Origin of the sequence: Arthrobacter sp. S41 (genome assembly GCF_004320535.1) — a bacterium.
Classification (GTDB): Bacteria; Actinomycetota; Actinomycetes; order Actinomycetales; family Micrococcaceae; genus Glutamicibacter.
The window spans coordinates 744,212-762,674 of record NZ_SIHY01000001.1 but is presented as its reverse complement, the minus strand read 5'-3'; the positions used below and the strand labels follow the sequence as shown (position 1 = coordinate 762,674).

The window sequence follows — 18,463 nt, the reverse complement described above, 5'->3', positions numbered from 1 at the left end:
GGGCGACCCGTTCAGTCAAGCTCCAAAGGAACCGATGCTCGGGAGGGTAAGGTTTTGATGACTCGTCCGCTCGTGCAACCGCATATCAATCTCGATTTATATATTGCTACGGCCATGCAGATCGTCGACCGACCAGCCGTCGATGATCCTGATCGATTGCGGAGTATGGTGCATAGTCAGAGGCTTGACCGATAGAAAATTGATGTCACAATAAGTGACAGAATGCCTACGATGAAATGCAATAAATTTGGGGGTACCTTGGCAGGCCGAACGCGGATAGATCTAAGTTGCGCACGTCGATTCGGAGTTACCTGGTGAATTATCGGCTCCCGCATTTAGCTGGTCAGCTCCAAATCGAAGAGTGGGCGAAGAGTCAGCCAGCGCAATCGAAGCTGCCGAACCTTGTTCGCAATCTCATCGTGGCGACAGCCCCGCAGGTGACAGAGCTGACTATGCCCGGGGATGAGCACGTCAATCTTTCCGGGTATGACGGCCTAGTGACGTCGCCGATCGAGACTCCATTTGTGCCAGCTGGGCGCAGCGTTTGGGAGTTTGGTGCCAGTAATGACCCGAAGAAGAAAGCGAATAGGGATTACGACGAGCGAACTAAGGACTCTCGAGGTATCGATCGAAGTGTGACGACCTTTGTGTTTGTGACGCCCCACCGCTGGGCGGGTGGTCACGACTGGGCGACGGAGAAGGCTGCGCTCAATGAATGGAAGAATGTCAAGGTGCGCACAGTTGCTGATCTTCTTGCGACACTCGAGACTTCTCCCCGGACCCACGTTTGGTTCTCTGAAGAGATCGGTGTGCCGGCCAATGGTGTTCAGACTCTGGGCAGCTGGTGGGAGAGCTTTACGAGCGGTACGCGGGGGTTGCTATCTCCAGAGCTCCTGATCGCGGGCCGTAGAGATCAAGCCACGCAGCTCCTGATGGCGATATCTAATGATGCATCAAAGCGTATGTGGATCGCTGCGCCGGATCCTGACGATGTTTTGAGTTTTGTTGCGGCAGTAGTTTATTCGGCTGATCCAGCGACACGGCAGGATTTGCTCGATCGCTCTCTCGTCGTCTTCGAGCCTGGAGCTTTGGCATATTTAGGGCGGACGGAGGGTTTACTGATTCTTGTTCCCTTTGAGGAGTCCTTGGTCCGTCAAGCGGATCTGATCAACGGACACCATATCGTTATGCATACTTCCGTTGGTCAATCTGCGGATATTGAGCTGCCTCCTGTTCCGATTGGCGACGCTGAGAAGCTACTTGAGGCGAACGGCGTGGAGAAAGGGCGGGTTAACAAGCTGGCCAAAGCTATCAACAAAAGCGTACCTCTCTATAAGAGGCAATTGATCGGGGTCTCGAGTCTCGCAATCATTACTGTTGCGGGTTTCTCAGACACGGCTATTGCGCGAAAGTCCTGGTTGCTAGGTTCCTGGAACCTGGGCTTCGCTGGGGACATTGCCGCGATTGAACGTATCTCCGGGACCGTCGATGCCTTTCACCACGAGATGGATCGGTGGCTGAATGGGGCTTCGCCTGTCTTTACGCGCGTAGGGGCGGCGTGGAAGGTTTTCGATCACACGGACTCCATAACGCAGGTAATTAATCGGATTACCGGAGATGATTTGCGGACCCTTGAGGCCATTGCGCAGGAGGTTCTTGCGGCTGTTGATCCAAAGCTTAACCTACCGCGTGAGGACCGATGGAAGGCTGCTATCGACGGGAAAGTGCGCAGTCATTCAGCTGATTTACGCAAGGGGCTCGCCTCTATGTTGGCCGTCTTGGGTTCTTTAGAGAGTGACGCTGATCGACGGGTTGACGGCCAGACGCTCAGCGGTTGGGCTCAGTTGGTCGTCCGGGCATTGCTCCTACGGGCTAACGAGGATGAAACAGGTAAGCTCTGGGAATCTCTTTTCGATGTGTTGTCGCTTTTAGCAGAGGCGGCGCCTGATACGTTCTTGGATGCACTAGAGCTTGCAATGAAGCCTGGCGGTCCATTGGCAGAGGGTGTCTTTGCTGATGCCGATCATGGATTTCTTTCGCCGACAAGCCCGCACGTTTATTTGCAATGGGCGCTTGAGGTTCTTGCTTGGTCATCACAGTATTTTGGTGCAGCCTCATCGCTGATTATGACGTTGGCGCAAAGAGATCCAGGGGGTGCGCTATCGAATCGACCAGTGAGTGCCTTGATTGGACTATTTCTTCCCTGGCGCCCCCAAACAGGGGCTTCACTAAAATCGCGAAATGCCGTCCTGTCGAAGTTCGCCAAGAGCTATCCGGAGAAGACTTGGGACCTTCTGCTCGGCCTCTACCCTGGATCGCAATCCTCGATAGTGGAGTCCGGCGGCCCTGATTTCCACGACTGGAAGGAGCGTGTAGCAAGTTCTAATGTTTCGATGACCGAATACGTCGATGCAGTCAACCATGTCGTTGCCTTAAGCCTTGGACTTGCAGAAGCTGATCCGCGCCGACTGGTAGATCTCGTGGAGAAGCTGGATGACCTCACGGTGGAGTTGCGAGATCGCGTGCTGGTGCTATTCAAGGACACTGCAGCAAAAGAGCTTGACCCGGAAATCTCCGAATCGATCTGGAATGAGCTGACGTCGCTGATTCGGAGGCATCGCGAATTCAGCGACGCCCAATGGGCATTAGATGAATCAATCCTCTTAGCTCTGGATTCTGTAGCTGAATTGTTTGAGCCGCTTAATGGGACAGGAAGGGTCGAGTGGCTCTTTGAACATATGCCTGATCTGGGCGACGTAACCCGCCGCGACGACCATGAGAAGTACCAAGAGGAGCTGACGCGCCGTCAGTTGGTAGCTGTGGAGGAGGTTTACGAACAGCTAGATCTGCTCGGACTGTGTGAGCTCGCCCAAAGGGTAAAAACTCCATGGAGTGTTGGCTACTCCGCGGCATCCTCGTCAAAGATCGCACTTGACGTTGATTCATTAGCGCCGCTTGTAATCGATACTCGCCCTGGGGTGCCGGAATTTGCCCGCGCGGCGATCGCCAAAACTCTCGCTGGTAATTCGGATAACATCATTGCTCTTGCTCGACGCCACGTCGAGACGCCACTTGTGGCAGCTAGGGTGTATCGATTAGCGGAAAATCTTCCGACAGTATGGGGGAGCCTCGCCGAAGTCGGCGAAGAAATAGAGGACCTATACTGGTCAGAATTTGAGATCTATGGCCGAGGTGATTTTAAACTTATCAACGAAACGGCTGAGCAACTTGGAAAAAATGGACGCTACGCCGTCGCATTGGATCTCTTGGCGATGTATTCACATAATGCAAAGTTCAAGCTGGACGTGGAGCTTATTATTCAACTGTTCGAGGCATTCTCTTCGGCAGAAGATCCGGAGCGGCGTGTTCTGTCCCAGTACGACATTGGCGCCCTACTCGACTACGTTGAGCAGGCTAACTTTATCGAGGTTGAGCGGCTGGGGCTTCTACAGTGGAGGCTCTTGCCGGCACTTGATAGTTCGGCAAGTGTTAAGGCGCTGCAATCTTGGCTCGCAACGTCTCCGGAGTTTTTCGTCCAGATCATCAGCTTTATGTACAAAGGTACTGATGAGGACGAAGACATTGAGCGACCTAAGGGCATAGCCGAGAATGCATGGAATCTCTTGCACCGCTGGAGAATGATTCCAGGTACATCCTTGGAGTCCGGTGAAATTGATGAAAGCGCGCTGGAGCATTGGGTACTGAGGGTGCGTGAGCTTCTGGCTCAAACTGGTCGACTTGCTCCTGGCGAAGCGTACATAGGTCAAGTGTTAGCATTTGCAAAAGTTGACGGAGATGGTGTGACTTGGCCATGCCGTCCTGTTCGTGATTTCTTGGAAAATAATAGTTCCGAGGTCATTGACCGAAACTTCGGTGTAGCTATTTACAACAAGCGAGGGGTTACGTCGAGGGGTATGACCGACGGCGGAGCGCAAGAACGATCGCTGGCTGAGCAATATGAGGGCTATGCCGCAAATATTAATGACGAATGGCCGAGGACGGCCAGGCTGCTTCGCAAGGTTGCCGAGGGGTATAGGAACGAGGCAAGGCAACATGATGAAGAGGCGCAGCGCGTCGAAGAGGGGTTTGATTTTTAGGGTTTGAGTAGATGTTCATATGAACTCCGCATCGCCACTCCCGTCTCAATCAACCGTGACCGCACCGTCTGTGCGCTGACACCCATCCTTTTGCCGATCGTCGCGAGCGAATCGCCCTGGTCGTAGAGTCTGGCGGCTTCCTCGATCTGCTCGTCATCCAGTCCGACCGTGCGCGGGGTGACTGTCTGGCTGCGTAGGTGTTTGCCGACAGTTTCTCGGCTGACTCCGTACTTGGCTGCCACGTCTTTGACTCGCATTCCCGTTTCGTAGTCGGCCGCCATCATCTCGGCTTGCTCGTCGCTGATTTGAATGAAGCGGCGGGGGATTGGTTGCTCCGGTCGAGCCTCTTTAGGGTTGGTCAGGATGCCGTCTATCAAGGAACGAAGCTTGACGGGTTGGCTACTTTGTTTCGAATAGGCTTGCAGGACGCCCACCAATTAAATCCTGAAATTCTTGGAAAAGAATTTCAGGATTTTCTCGTTTATAGGCTCATTGATTTCATCAATAGATACGTGTCTTTGAAGGACCAGAGCAGCGGGGACCTCACGCAGAGAGCAGTTGCACAAAACTCGTTGTGTTGCCGAAAGCTTTGTGCACCACTATTTTGATTCTCCTTGCGATACTGGAACAAAGTCATTCAACCAGGAGCACCATGGCACGAATTCAGCGACGCAGCTCACGAGCAAAATACACCGCCAACAACCAGGCATCGACTCATAGCCTGAAGCGAGTGCGATTCATTGATGACGGTGCTGTGGAGACGGCTCCAGCGGACATCACCGCAACTCAAGCTCTTGAATTCAGCCAAACTGGTGACAACAGGATCGCTCTTTCGCTGTACCCAACGCCGAACGAAGCCGATATCCAAGAACTGACCGAGGCTTGGAACCTGCATCCGGTACTCGTTGAAGACCTCTTGCATGCTCGGCAGCGCCCCAAGCTTGAACGCTATGGCGACGTGCTCCTCATCGTTGTTCGTTCCGCGCTGTATCTTGATGAAGCCGAGACAGTTGAACTTTCTGAGTTCCATATTCTCGTCAGGCCTGGCTCCGTTGCGGTCTTTTGCCAAGATCACCGCTGGATTGATGGAACCGACGGTCACGAATTTGCTGAGTCCATCAGTAATGGAAACCTTCAACAACATCAGATGTTGCTCAAAGACCCTAAGCTCCTGCGGCTAGGGGCGGAGGCTGTGCTCTATCGGATATTGGATGAAATTGTTGACGGATACGCTCCAGTTCTTCGCGGACTAGGCATTGATAAGGAACAGATCGAAAGCCAGGTGTTCGGCGGTGATGCAGCCGTCACCGAACGCATCTATCGACTAAGCCAAGAGGTCGTTGATATGCAGCACTCCACGGCGTCCCTGCTTGAGGTAGTGCGTTCACTGGACGACGGGTTCAGTAAGTATCCAGTTCCTGAGGAGCTGCAAACCTATCTACAGGACGTCACTGACCACCTAACTCGCGCTAATACCCAAGCGCTTGAGTATCGAGAAGCCTTGTCCCAGATTTTGAACGTGAACGCCACATTGGTCGCCCAACGGCAAAACGAAGACATGAAGAAGATCTCTGGTTGGGCCGCAATTCTCTTCGCCCCGACGCTGATCGCGGCCATCTATGGCATGAATTTCGATAACATGCCGGAACTTCACTGGTCCTTTGGGTATCCCGGTGCGGTGCTGTTCATGGTCGTATTTGCTGCAGCACTATATGGTGTATTCAAATGGCGTAAGTGGTTCTAAGTAGTCGTGGAACTAGGGGAGCGAAGTATTGGTCGAGAAGATTGATTTCAAAAAAGTTAGCCCCGGTTATCGTGCGAAGACTTCCGAATTTCAAGTACTAACCCTTGAACCCACTCGTTATCTGATGGTTGACGGAACCGGAGATCCCAATACATCCACGGCCTATACCCAGGCGGTGGAGTCGCTATACCCAATTGCTTACAAGCTGAAATTCGCGAGTAAGCAGATCGGGAGGGATTACGTGATGCCACCGCTTGAAGGGCTGTGGTGGGCCGATGATCTGACTAGCTTCACTGATCATAGGGATAAGTCTTTGTGGCACTGGACGCTGATGTTGATGATTCCGCGGTGGTTAGACGACAGTGACGCGCTGCAAGCTAAAGAAGCCGCACAAGCTAGCAAGAACTTGCCTGCCGCCGACAAGGTGCGCATAGAAGTCTTGGATGAAGGTCAATGCGTTCAGACCTTGCACGTTGGTGCTTACGATGACGAGGGACCGGTGCTCAAGAGCATGCACGAGGATTTCATCCCAAAGCATGGATTGCAGATGACCGGCAAACATCACGAAATCTATCTTGGAGATCCTAGACGAGTGACCCCGGAGAAGTTAAGAACAATACTTCGACAACCTGTTCAATCGCTTTAGCAACTACTAGATGTGGAGCAGAAATTGAGCCAGCAATTAGGACCAGACAGTTTGGTCAAGGACGTCCAGCAGGCGCTGGCCGAGCTGGAAGACCCCAAAGCTAGGGCCATCAACGAACGCCACGGCGATGACTTTGGCGTTAACTTGAGTAAGTTGAGGGCTTTAGCGAAGTCGTTGAAGTCTAATCAGGAACTTGCCGAGCAACTCTGGAACACGCAGGACACAGCAAGCTCTTTGGTTGCCATCTTGATTGCTAAGCCACGTAGCTTCACCCTTGAACAGCTTCTTCAATGGAGCAAACAAGCCAGCACGCCTAAGGTGCAGAGCTGGTTCCTTAGCTACATCGTCAAAAAAACTAAGCTCCTTGAACAGCTTCGATGCGCGCTAATGCTCGAGCAAGACCCAGTCCTAGAAGCAGCAGGTTGGGAGCTGACAGCACACCAAGTGGCCAAGGACCCCGACAAGCTTAATCTTCCAGAACTGCTGGATGCCATCGAGCGACGGATGGTCACGGCACCGGACCGCTTGCAGTGGGCAATGAACAATACCTTGGCAAATATCGGAATTGAACATGCCCCGCTTCGTGCCAGGGCTTTGGCAATTGGCGAGAAACTGCAGGTACTCGCGGATTATCCGACGTCACCCGGGTGCACCTCACCATTCGCTCCAATCTGGATCAACGAAATGGTGAAAAGAAAAGCCTAGGTTCAATTCACGGATGAATTGAACCTAGGCTTCGATCTCGACTGCAGTCGTTAACTTTCGTTGCTGACCAACTCGTCGGACTGTTCACGTAAGACTAGTTTGGAAACTAGCCAGATCGCTGCGGTGAGTCCACCGGTCAGTAGCAACTGGGTGCGTGCTGCAGGATCAGTCACGGCGATAACTACGATCACCGCGAGAACAACCAGAGTTGCGATGCTCAGTGCTGGGAAACCCCACAGGCGCAAAGGCAATTTCTCGCCATTCCTATCTGCCCGGCGTCGCAAGATCAACTGAGTTACCGCGATAAACGCCCAGATGATGATGATCGTTGACCCGACTACATTGAGCAGGACAGGCATGACGGTCTCAGGCCAAATCCAATTCAGACCCACCGCGAGGAATGAGAAAGTGACCGAACTGAGCACGGCCTTGGATGGCACGCCCTTGCCAGTCACGTGGGTGACAGCTCGTGGAGCCAACTTGCGCTGACCCAGCGAGTAGAGCATGCGCGAAGCCCCGTAGATATTGGCGTTCATTGCCGAGAGCAATGCAACGACGACCACGGCGTTCATCAGTAGTCCGACACCCGGGACGTTCATAACACCCAAAGCGGCAGCAAAAGGACCGTCGGCAATAGCCGGATCGTTCCATGGCAGCAGTGCCACAATGATGAGGATCGAGCCGAGGTAGAAGAAGAGGATGCGAAGCATCACTGACTTCACAGTTCGCTTGATGTTGCCAGCAGGATCACTCGACTCAGCAGCGGCAATAGAAACAACTTCGGTGCCACCGAAGGAGAAGATCACGATGAGCAGTGCGGCAGCGATCCCGGGCATTCCGCCCGGTGCGAATCCACCGTGAGCAGCAAGATTGCCAAATCCTACGGATGCGTCGGTAGGGATAACGCGTGTAAGAACCAAGACGCCGAAGACCAAGAACGCGAGAATCGCGGCAACTTTAATGACCGCAAACCAGTATTCGAACCGTCCATAGTTCCGAACACCCAATAGGTTCCCGGCGGTCAGGATGACTACAAAGCCGAGCACCCATGCCCATTGGGGGACTGCAGGGAGCCAAGTGGCCGTGATGGCTGCTGCACCGGTAGCCTCGGCGGCGATCACAACGACTAGCTGAATCCAGTACAGCCAGCCTAAGGTGCTCCCGGCGCTTCGACCCATGGCCCTGTGGGCAAAGGTACTGAATGCGCCGGAGGATGGGTGTGCAGCAACCATTTCGGCGAGCATCGCCATGATGACGATGATGACCGCCCCGGCGATCAAGTAGGAAATCAATACTGCCGGGCCTGCGATGGAGATCGCCTGGCCGGATCCAACAAAAAGGCCAGCGCCGATAGCTCCGCCCAGACCCATCATGGAAATCTGGCGTTGAGTCAGCGAAGAGTGGAGCTGGGAAGTCGGAGTTTTTATTGCGGTCATGCGGTGGCCGCCTCTGCGGGTTTGATTGCTGGCAAAGCTGCCAGCACACGATTGACATCTTCTTCGGTGCCGGAGGAAATACGTAGTCCATCACCGGCGAATGCGCGGACAATGACTCCGCCGGAAGCAAGCTGGGCTTCCAACTCGATGGTTTGCTCACCGGCATCAACCCAAACGAAGTTTGCCTGCGACTTCACAACTGGGTATCCAGCGGCCGCTAGAGCCTCATACATGCGTTCGCGCTGAGTCACGACCTCTTCGATGCGTACGGAGAGCTCATCGATGGCAGCTAGGGAAGCTACTGCGGCACGCTGTGCTAGGTCAGAGACACCGAAGGGCACTGCGACTTTACGCAAGTTTTCTGCTACTTTCAAAGGGCTGATTGCATAGCCGATTCGCAGGCCGGCAAGTCCGTAAGCCTTGGAGAACGTATGGAGTACGGCCACGTGTGGGTACTTGCGGAAGAGGGCAAGTCCATCAGCGCGTACGGTGGAACGGTCAAAATGCACGTAGGCTTCGTCGACTACGACAAGGACATCGCGTGGCACAGCATTGATGAAATCATCGAGTGCCTGGGCCTGAACAACCGTTCCAGTCGGGTTGTTGGGATTGCAGATAAAAATGAGGCGTGTTTTTTCGGTAATCGCGTTGAGCATGGCCGGCAGATCGTGACGTGATTCGCTGTCGAGGGGGACTTCAACCGGAGTGGCGCCAGCAATTCGGACCAGTGATGGGTAGGCCTCGAACGAACGCCAGGCGTACATGACTTCGTCACCTTCTGCGGCGACGGCATGAATGATCTGGGCCGCGACTTCAACTGAACCTGCCCCGAGGGTGATGTGCTCAGGGGCGATATCGAATTGGTCGCTGAGTGCATTGGTGAGCTGTGGAGCTGCAATGCTCGGGTAACGATGGATAGTTGCCAGCCCCTCCTGGATGCTGGAGAGCACAGAGGGAAGTGGGCTGTGCGGGGATTCGTTGGAGGAGAGTTTAGAAGCTCCAGCGGGTGCGGGCTTACCCTGCTTGTAAGCGGGTACTTTCTGCAAGGAGGGGCGCTGGTGAAGGGTCATGAGTTTCCTCTCTGATTGCCAAAACAACTTGAGGCTGGCAATCGTTCAAACAGCAAGACCCTTGCAACGACACTCCTTGCAGTGGTCTCGCTCATATTCTCGCGTGTCGCGATTCACAAGCAATGACTGTAGGTTGAACGATTGAACCGTGCAATCGGAGTCTGAGTACCTATGCAGGCTGCATAGTGGTCATTGCCCACCTGACTATTTTACTAGTCATTCTGCTTAGCCTTTTCCGTCTCGGCCTCGGCCCTAGCGCAAGCGGAGACTAATGGAAGCGTGCGCCCTTGAAAATGTTCATGCAGGGCAAATGAGGATGAGGTCCTTGCCACACCGGGCACGCGGTTGATCCTGTCAAAAATTTCTTGCAGGTCTTCAGCCGTGCGTGCAACTACACGTAATTGCAGATCCGAGGTTCCGGTGACCGTGTACATATCTACGATCTCGGGGATGGACTCTTCTAGGGCCGAAGCGACCGGACCATGCCCGTATCGCTGAATAATTTCTACTTGGCAGAACGCCACCAAAGAGTAGCCGAATCCCGCAGGTTCAATGCGAGGGATAATTCCTTGGATCACACCGGCATCGTGTAGCCGGGTCAACCGACTACTTACTGTCCCTCGGGCAACACCAAGGCGCCGTGCGCATTCCATGACCGGCAGCATCGGTGATTCGGTCAGTAACTCAATAAGGTCCGCGTCTAGGCGGTCAATGCGCACGATAGTCCCTCCGGGGTGTGTTTTTGATATTTCAAGGCTAACTGGCAAACGCGATTGTCTGACTCAGGATGTGCGTGGTTGTAACCCGCGTCACAGGATATGCTGAGCCCAAGAAAGGATCTACGGGAGGGTAACCATGTCAAAGCCAGCATTGGAATCAGTCGCAGGGAAACAGGTATTGGTCACTGGAGCGGCTAGCGGGATGGGACGATTGTTTGCCCGTAAGGCTGCTCTCGAAGGCGCATCCCGAGTGATCATCTGGGACGTTAATGAGGCAGGCTTAGAAGAGGTAGCTGCAGAACTCCGGTTACTCGAAGTTAATGTAGACGCTCAAGTGGTTGACTTGGCTCAGCTGGATCAAATCGAGAGTGCTGCAGCCCAGGCCATCAGCTCCGGCGGTGTGGACATTCTGATCAATAACGCGGGCGTTGTTACTGGATCTCCATTTGAACAACACCGCACCGAGCAGATCACCACCACGATTCAAATCAATACCTTGGCTCCGATGTACATCACTCACGAGTTGTTGTCTCAACTGACGCAACGGGGCACCGGACGCATTCTGACGATGGCTTCTGCAGCAGGGCTGGTGTCCAACCCGAATATGAGTGTCTACTGCGCCTCAAAGTCGGCAGCTTTGGCATGGAGCGACTCGTTGAGGCTGGAGCTTGAAAGCGATCCAGAGATTGCAGTCACGACCATCTGTCCCACCTACGTTTCAACGGGGATGTTTGTGGGAGCGAAACCCATGTTGCTCACCCCAATCTTGCGACCAGAGCAGGTCGTTGAGCGTGCATGGAAAGCCATGCTCTCAGGTACCCCATTGGTGCTCCTACCGTGGACCAGCAGGCTGGGTCAGTTCCTACGCGGTGTCTTGCCTCGCGTCGCCTGGGACTACGTGGCTGAGAACGTCATTGGCGTCTATAACTCAATGGACGAGTTCAAGGGTCGTGATCGAGAGACTACTGATCTGAAAAATCGCTGATTGCTCTTCCAATAATGGAAGCGAGTTCGTAACTTGGAATGACAGCGAGGGATAGGGGACGCAATGCAAAATCTGACGGTAAATCTATGGATGCAAGGAAACGCTGAGGAAGCCGGAGATTTCTACGCAGCTGCGTTGCCCGAAGCTAGATCTGAGGTGGAATCCCGATATCCCACCGAGGGGCTGTTGGACTTTCAGAAACCCTTTGCGGGAGAGGCGCTGACGGTCTCCGTGTGGGTTCGGGGCACGAAAATTACCCTCATTAATGCCGGAAATGAGTTTGACCCGAATCCTTCGATTTCGATTATTCTCAATTTCCGGGCCTCGGAACGAGAGTTGCTGGACAGTACATGGGCGGCGCTCAGCGATGGTGGCCAGGTCATGATGCCACTGCAGCAGTATCCTTTCAGCGAGCACTATGGATGGGTCACTGACCGTTTTGGTGTGTCGTGGCAACTGATGGAATCAGCCCAAGAGATTCAGCCCGGTGCCCAGGTATTGCCAAGCCTTATGTTCTGCGGCCAGGCACAGAATCGTGCAGCGGAGGCCTTGGAATTCTACTCAGACGTCTTCGGGGCAAAGGTCCATATGCAAGTGCCGTATGGGCAGGCCAATGAAGTAGTACATGCCGAATCAATCATGTTTTCCCAATTTTCGTTGGGTGAGGATGTTCTCTCAGCAATGGATTCAGGGGTGAGTCAACCCTTCACCTTTACCCCCGGTGTTTCTCTGCAATGGGATTGTGAAGGTCAGGCAGAGATTGATCGACTCTGGGATGCATTATCCGCCGTTCCAGAGGCGGAAGCCTGCGGTTGGCTCAGCGACAAATTCGGCGTTAGCTGGCAAATCGTCCCTGCCAACATGGACGAATTGATGAAACGACCAGATGCTTTCCAGCATATGCTTGGGATGAAGAAGCTGGTGATCGACGAGTTCTAAAGTTGGTCAAAAAGAGGAGAGTTGATGCACGCGCCGAAAATCAGACCGTTTACACTGCCCCAGCTGGCGACCGGATACAGCGGTGATTTAGATGGCGGCGAGTACCTAGAACTTCTCCACTTTGACAGGCTTGTAGAACCGCTGCAGGCCCGTGAAGCGCGCCTAGAAGAATGCCTGATCAGTTCGCTGCAACTTGAACAGATCAGCAACGCTCGGTTGATCCAGTGCGAATTGAGACAGATCGACTCACCAGTCATGCAGGCCGCCGGAACGTACTTCAATGACGTACGAGTTGGATATTCACGGTTTGGATCAGCTGACTTTGCGGACGCCGAATTTGATTCCGTGGTTTTTGATAACTGCAAATTTGGTTGGTTGAATTTGCGTGGAGTGAACGCTCGCGATGTTCAGTTTCGCAATTGTCAGTTTGATGAGCTGGACCTGCAAGGAGCAAAGATTCAGCGCATGTCATTCGTGGATAGCCGCGCTGGGCAGCTGTCGAGTTCTCAGGCGACGCTTCGCGAGGTTGATTTTCAAGGATTGGATTTCGGCTTTGTTGATGGACTCGAGGGGCTCCGCGGCGCGCAGATCAGCACAATGCAACTTTCTATGCTGGCCGAACAAATGGCCTCGCACTTGGGGATCAAGCTAGCTAAGTAATTTGTTCGTGGCGCTCTGATAATTCCTTGGCCGTATCTGCAAGTAAGTCTTGCATAGCCGTTGCGGCCCTGGTCAAGGCGACATCTTTACGATGTGCCAGTCCAACGGTTCGTGACAACTGCGGCGCGCGCAACGCAATGGTGCGCAGCCCTGACGATTCAAGTGCAACGGTCGCGGGGACCACCGCAACGCCTAGTCCCTGCTTTACGAACCGCAATACGGCATCCATTTCCCCGCCTTCAACAACGACATTTGGATGAAGGCCTGCGTCTCTATAGGTGCGCACGGTGCTAGCTCGAAGATCGTAGCTGCGCGAGAACGCGATCTGTGGAACAGGGGCTAACGCGCGTAAATCTAGTTCTTCGAGTTCCGGCAAATGCGGATTTGTCGTTGAATCAACAACCACTAGTTCTTCTTTGAATAATGCCAAGCTGTCCAAGTTACTTCCGTTGATCGAGTGCTCTGAAGTGACGATCAGGGCCAGATCCAACAGGCCGCCGTTGAGCTGATCTAGTAACTCTCGTGACCCGGCCTCCGATATCTGTAATTGCACCCCAGGGTATCGATCATGGAACGTACCGAGAGCCTGGGCCACCACTGACACACAAAGTGTTGGCGGCGCACCCAGACGCACCCGACCTCTACGTAAGCCCGCGAGGTCGGCCATCTCGCTTCGGATAGATTCTTCATCGGCAAGCATGCGCCGCGCGCGAGGAAGCAGCGCTTGGCCAGCAGAGGTGAGTGAAATGTTTCCCCTAGCACGGTGGAACAGTTCTGACCCTAGCTCCTGCTCCAACGTCGAAACTTGGCGGCTCAACGAAGGCTGAGTCAGGTGCAAAAGCTCGGCAGCGCGTGTGAAGTGCCCCACCTCGCTGATGGTGACGAAGCCTCGTAATTGCTCTAAATTCATATGCATAGCCTATCGCTATTGAAAGCATGATTATTATTCATTGGACGTATTCTCGGCAAAGGTCGAAGCTGAGAAATATGAGAACAGAAAAGCAAATATCAACTTCAGTCCTCGTCATCGGCACCGGTGGTTCAGGACTAAGAGCCGCGATCGAACTGGCCGAACTGGGCACCGACGTCCTCGCCATGGGAAAGCGTCCAAAGAATGACGCTCACACCTCACTCGCCGCCGGCGGCATCAACGCCGCACTCGGAACCATGGATGAAGAAGACAGCTGGCAGCAACACGCTGCGGACACCATCAAGGAAAGCTACTACCTGGCGGATCCGCGGACCGTGCAGGTCGTGGCTCAAGGCGCAACCCGTGGCATCGAGGACCTTGAACGCTACGGCATGAACTTTGCACGGGAACACGACGGCCGAATTTCACAACGATTCTTCGGAGCCCACAAATTCCGTCGCACCGCGTTCGCCGGAGACTACACCGGACTAGAAATTCAACGCACACTCATCAAGCGTGCCGAACAATTGCAGATCCCGATTCTGGACTCGGTCTACGTCACCGAACTCTTGGTCGCCGACGGCGTGATTTTTGGAGCGTACGGCTTCGACGTCAACGATGGTACGGGCTACCTGATTCAAGCCGACGCAGTCATCTTGGCCGCCGGAGGACACAACCGCATCTGGCGTCGCAGTAGTTCACGGCGAGATGAAAACACCGGAGATTCCTTCCGTCTTGCCGTAGAGGCCGGCGCCCGTCTGCGCGATGCCGAGCTGGTGCAATTCCACCCCTCAGGCATTATCGAACCCGAATCCGTCGCTGGAACATTGATCTCTGAAGCAGCCCGAGGCGAGGGCGGAATCCTCACCAACGCCTTGGGCGAGCGCTTTATGAAACGCTACGATTCCGAACGCATGGAACTGTCCACCCGCGACCGAGTTGCGTTGGCCGCCTATACGGAAATCAGCGAAGGACGCGGAACGGACAAGGGCGGTGTATGGCTTGATGTCTCTCACCTGCCACGCGAAACCATCATGTCGCGACTTCCACGGGTCTATCAGACCATGCTTGAAGAACAGATGCTCGATATCACCCGAGAAAAAATTGAGATTGCACCGACAGCCCATTATTCGATGGGAGGGGTGTGGGTTGATCCGTTGACTCATGCCAGTGAGGTTCCAGGACTGTACGCCATCGGAGAAGCCTCATCCGGACTCCACGGAGCCAACCGCCTTGGCGGCAACTCATTAATTGAGTTGCTTGTATTCGGCCGAATCGTTGGGCAGGAAGCTTCCGATTATTCACGCTCACTGTCGGTGCACCATCGGTCGCATGAAGCCATAAACAAGGCACGCAGCACTGTGGATTCGCTAGTGAACGCCGACGGTGAGGAAAACGTTCGTTCCTTGCAACGAGCAATTCGGGATGTCATGACCGAACATGCCGGGGTCGTTCGCAACGAAGAGAGCCTAAATCGCGGACTGGAGAAACTGGCGGAGATCGAAGAGAGAATGCAAAACATTGGTATTCATCCGGACATCGCTGGCTACCAAGACCTCTGTCATGCCTTTGATCTCAAGTCTTCTGTTCTAGCTGCCAGGGCAACATTGGAATCCGCCGTGGAACGCAAAGAGACACGCGGTTGTCATAACCGTAGTGATTACCCAATGACGGATCCAAGGTTGCAAGTGAATCTGGTGTGGTCGCCAGAGGGAATTGTTCGTGAAGCGATTCCTGCAGTGCCTGAAGAGATCGAAAAACTGATCACCGAAGTCTCGCAAATCGGCAAGCTGGTCGAATAGGTCTTATTGGACGCGAGAAATCGACATGCTCCTGCTCCTCGGAACGAATAAAATGGCGTAACTTGCCAGTGGCGTTCCGGGGAGCAGACTGCGTTCATTTGATAGTAATTCTCCTTCTTTGAACCGCTACTGACCTGGAAAGGCAACAGCCGTAATGAAGTCTTAACTTCATAGAAATAGACACGTGGGGGAGCCGACGCGGTCGATGGGTAAAATCAAGATTGTCTAGGGACAATGAATTTTGTCTATGAGTGTTTCGCGGCCGTTTATCGGTCAGAGTACGAAAAGCTCAGAGCAACTGTTGAATGGGGAATCTGTCGATGCATCTAACGCCGCGCGAGCACGAAAAGCTCATGATCGTTGTCGCCGCGGACCTGGCGCGCAGGCGTCAAGGACGCGGACTGAAGCTCAACTATCCAGAAGCTACGGCCATCATCACCTATGAGCTGATGGAAGGCGCCCGTGACGGTCGCACCGTGGCGGACCTGATGAGCTACGGAACCACGATCCTTCGACGTGAGGACGTGATGGAAGGAATCGCCGAAATGATGCATGACGTTCAGGTCGAAGCAACTTTTCCTGACGGCACCAAGCTCGTTACGGTCCATAATCCCATCCGTTAGCATCGACGGTTAGAAAGGCACTGATCATGATTCCCGGAGAATACGTACTTCGCGACGAGCCGATAGCTTGCAACCAGACGCAGAAGACCCGAACGATTAATCTCGTGAACCGTGGCGACCGCCCGGTGCAAGTGGGCTCCCATTTTCACTTCGCTGAAGTCAACCCAAAGCTTGAATTTGACCGTGATTCCGCTCGCGGATTCCGCCTCGACATACCCGCCGGAACAGCGGTGAGGTTCGAACCAGGGGACGCACGCAGCGTTAGGTTAGTCGAATATTCCGGAGCACGAGAGGTTCACGGATTCCGAAATGCGGTTGGCGGTCCACTAGAGAATACCGCCGATCAGATCACAGCCAACGAAGCATCGCAGAATGAGCAGGAGCTGTAATCATGGGCTTCGAAATGACCCGCAAGCAGTACTCGGAAATGTATGGCCCAACCACCGGTGACGCAATTCGCCTGGCTGACACGGAACTGCTTCTAGAAATCGAAAAGGACTACACAACCTACGGAGAAGAAGTTGTCTTCGGTGGGGGAAAAGTCATTCGTGACGGCATGGGACAAAATGGTCGCCTAACCCGAGATCAAAACATTCCCGATACCGTGATCACCAACGTCGTGGTTCTGGATTACAGCGGTATCTACAAAGCAGACGTAGCTTTGCGCGATGGACGCATCTTCAAAATCGGAAAGGCTGGCAACCCAGATATCTCTGACGGCGTCGACATCACTATTGGTGCCGCAACCGAGATCATTGCCGGTGAACACAAGATACTGACGGCCGGAGCCATCGACACCCATATTCACTTCATTTCTCCGGGTCAGGTAGAAGCGGCTTTAGCCAATGGCACCACCACTATGATCGGTGGCGGTACTGGACCAGCTGAAGGAACCAAGGCGACCAGTCTGACCCCTGGTTCGTGGAATATCGCACGGATGTTGCAGGCAGTGGAAAACCTTCCGGTCAACATCGGATTTTTGGGTAAAGGGCACGCCAGCGATACGGCACCTCTAGTCGAACAGATTCGAGCCGGAGCCATTGGGCTGAAGATCCACGAGGATTGGGGCGCAACTACATCCTCCATCGACACATCGCTGAAGGTAGCCGATGAATATGACGTTCAAGTCGCGATTCACACCGATACGTTGAACGAATGTGGCTTTGTCGAAGACACCATTGAGGCGATCGCTGGGCGCGTTATTCATACCTTCCATACCGAAGGCGCCGGAGGTGGTCATGCTCCGGACATCATTCGCATGGCTGGCCTGTCCAACGTCATCCCTGCTTCGACCAATCCCACGCTGCCGTATACAACCAATACGGTTGATGAGCACCTGGACATGCTCATGGTGTGTCACCACTTAAATCCCGATATACCCGAGGATGTCGCCTTCGCCGATTCACGCATTCGTCCTGAAACGATTGCTGCCGAGGACGTCCTGCACGACATGGGAGTATTTTCCATTACTTCCTCAGACTCGCAGGCCATGGGCCGCGTGGGCGAAGTGGTGCTACGTACCTGGCAGGTAGCGGATTCCATGAAACGCCAGCGCGGTAAATTAGCCGGGGATCCAGAGATTGGCGACAATGCGCGGCTGAAGCGCTACGTTGCCAAGTACACGATCAATCCTGCAATTGCGCAAGGAATTTCAGATTCCATCGGTAGCGTTGAAGAAGGAAAGTTCGCTGACCTGGTGCTGTGGGATCCTGCGTTTTTCGGTGTGAAACCAGACCTGGTGATCAAGGGTGGCATGGTCGTGCAATCGATTATGGGCGATTCAAATGCTTCGATTCCAACCCCACAGCCGCGCACGCTCCGCCCTAGCTTTGGTGCTATGGGTTCGGCAGTTCATTCCAGCTCCATCACCTTCATGTCCCAGGCGGCCATTGATGACGGGGTCCCGGAGCAGTTGGGACTTCGCAAGATCATTCGACCTTGCCACGGCATCCGCAACCTCACCAAGGCTGATCTGAAGCACAACGGGCAGACCCCAGAGATCAAGGTTGATGCTCAAACCTATGAGGTTTTTGTTGATGGTGAACTGGCCACCTGCGAACCGTCCAAGGAACTGCCGATGACTCAACGGTATTTCCTGTTCTAGCAGAGCTATCGCATGAAAGTTTT

At 53.9% G+C, this 18,463-nt stretch carries 16 protein-coding genes; 11 read left to right on the top strand and 5 right to left on the bottom strand.

Annotated elements, in window-relative coordinates:
• Positions 1 to 314: 314 nt before the first annotated feature.
• Complete coding sequence (locus EYR88_RS03505) at positions 315 to 4,097, top strand: hypothetical protein (protein WP_131088344.1); 3,783 nt, start codon at positions 315 to 317, stop codon at positions 4,095 to 4,097.
• Here EYR88_RS03505 and EYR88_RS16190 read toward each other — a convergent pair.
• A complete protein-coding gene (locus EYR88_RS16190) occupies positions 4,094 to 4,531 on the bottom strand; it encodes a helix-turn-helix domain-containing protein (protein WP_242632442.1) in 438 nt (145 codons plus the stop codon). The two genes, EYR88_RS03505 and EYR88_RS16190, sit on opposite strands and share 4 nt — an antisense overlap.
• Before the next feature lie 218 nt (positions 4,532 to 4,749).
• Here EYR88_RS16190 and EYR88_RS03495 point away from each other — a divergent pair, with 218 nt between their 5' ends.
• Genes EYR88_RS03495 through EYR88_RS03485 form a run of 3 tightly spaced genes read left to right on the top strand, consistent with a single transcriptional unit; the run spans position 4,750 to position 7,192 of the window.
• Positions 4,750 to 5,841, top strand: a complete 1,092-nt coding sequence (locus EYR88_RS03495) for a magnesium and cobalt transport protein CorA (protein ID WP_131088343.1) — start codon at positions 4,750 to 4,752, stop codon at positions 5,839 to 5,841.
• Between the two features lie 28 nt (positions 5,842 to 5,869).
• The gene (locus EYR88_RS03490) at positions 5,870 to 6,487 is read left to right on the top strand and encodes a GyrI-like domain-containing protein (RefSeq protein ID WP_131088342.1); all 618 of its coding nucleotides are present in this window, start codon (positions 5,870 to 5,872) and stop codon (positions 6,485 to 6,487) included.
• Positions 6,488 to 6,511: 24 nt separating this feature from the next.
• Positions 6,512 to 7,192, top strand: a complete 681-nt coding sequence (locus tag EYR88_RS03485) for a DNA alkylation repair protein (protein WP_131088341.1) — start codon at positions 6,512 to 6,514, stop codon at positions 7,190 to 7,192.
• 50 nt (positions 7,193 to 7,242) lie between these two features.
• Here the strand turns inward: EYR88_RS03485 and EYR88_RS03480 are convergent, their stop codons facing one another.
• From EYR88_RS03480 to EYR88_RS03470, 3 genes are all read right to left on the bottom strand, one after another.
• Positions 7,243 to 8,628, bottom strand: coding sequence for an amino acid permease (locus tag EYR88_RS03480; RefSeq protein ID WP_131088340.1), 1,386 nt, complete (start codon positions 8,626 to 8,628; stop codon positions 7,243 to 7,245).
• On the bottom strand, positions 8,625 to 9,698 hold the full coding sequence (gene hisC / locus EYR88_RS03475) for a histidinol-phosphate transaminase (RefSeq protein WP_131088339.1): 1,074 nt from the start codon (positions 9,696 to 9,698) through the stop codon (positions 8,625 to 8,627). Before hisC ends, EYR88_RS03480 begins: the two co-directional genes overlap by 4 nt.
• 212 nt (positions 9,699 to 9,910) lie before the next feature.
• On the bottom strand, positions 9,911 to 10,417 hold the full coding sequence (locus tag EYR88_RS03470) for an Lrp/AsnC family transcriptional regulator (protein WP_131088338.1): 507 nt from the start codon (positions 10,415 to 10,417) through the stop codon (positions 9,911 to 9,913).
• 136 nt (positions 10,418 to 10,553) lie between these two features.
• Between EYR88_RS03470 and EYR88_RS03465 the strand changes: the two genes are divergently transcribed.
• The 3 genes from EYR88_RS03465 to EYR88_RS03455 all read left to right on the top strand — a co-directional run bounded on the left by EYR88_RS03465 (position 10,554) and on the right by EYR88_RS03455 (position 13,001).
• Entirely contained in the window at positions 10,554 to 11,402 is an 849-nt protein-coding gene (locus EYR88_RS03465) for an SDR family NAD(P)-dependent oxidoreductase (protein ID WP_131088337.1), read from the top strand.
• A 63-nt stretch (positions 11,403 to 11,465) separates the two neighbouring features.
• Complete coding sequence (locus EYR88_RS03460; RefSeq protein WP_131088336.1) at positions 11,466 to 12,341, top strand: VOC family protein; 876 nt, start codon at positions 11,466 to 11,468, stop codon at positions 12,339 to 12,341.
• A gap of 24 nt (positions 12,342 to 12,365) precedes the next feature.
• Positions 12,366 to 13,001, top strand: a complete 636-nt coding sequence (locus EYR88_RS03455; RefSeq protein WP_131088335.1) for a pentapeptide repeat-containing protein — start codon at positions 12,366 to 12,368, stop codon at positions 12,999 to 13,001.
• On the opposite strand, the gene EYR88_RS03450 is transcribed toward EYR88_RS03455, so the two are convergent.
• Entirely contained in the window at positions 12,994 to 13,911 is a 918-nt protein-coding gene (locus EYR88_RS03450; protein WP_131088334.1) for a LysR family transcriptional regulator, read from the bottom strand. The two genes, EYR88_RS03455 and EYR88_RS03450, sit on opposite strands and share 8 nt — an antisense overlap.
• Before the next feature lie 77 nt (positions 13,912 to 13,988).
• Here EYR88_RS03450 and EYR88_RS03445 point away from each other — a divergent pair, with 77 nt between their 5' ends.
• The 4 genes from EYR88_RS03445 (at position 13,989) to ureC (ending at position 18,440) form a co-directional block, all read left to right on the top strand.
• Positions 13,989 to 15,713: an FAD-binding protein gene (locus EYR88_RS03445; RefSeq protein WP_131088333.1), complete on the top strand. Its 1,725-nt coding sequence runs from the start codon at positions 13,989 to 13,991 to the stop codon at positions 15,711 to 15,713.
• 320 nt (positions 15,714 to 16,033) lie between these two features.
• Positions 16,034 to 16,336, top strand: coding sequence for an urease subunit gamma (locus EYR88_RS03440; protein ID WP_131088332.1), 303 nt, complete (start codon positions 16,034 to 16,036; stop codon positions 16,334 to 16,336).
• Between the two features lie 26 nt (positions 16,337 to 16,362).
• Positions 16,363 to 16,725 carry an urease subunit beta gene (locus EYR88_RS03435; RefSeq protein ID WP_131088331.1) on the top strand — a complete coding sequence of 121 codons (363 nt, stop codon included), beginning with the start codon at positions 16,363 to 16,365 and terminating at the stop codon, positions 16,723 to 16,725.
• A 2-nt stretch (positions 16,726 to 16,727) separates the two neighbouring features.
• Positions 16,728 to 18,440, top strand: coding sequence for an urease subunit alpha (ureC, locus tag EYR88_RS03430; protein ID WP_131088330.1), 1,713 nt, complete (start codon positions 16,728 to 16,730; stop codon positions 18,438 to 18,440).
• The last annotated feature ends 23 nt before the right edge of the window (positions 18,441 to 18,463 follow it).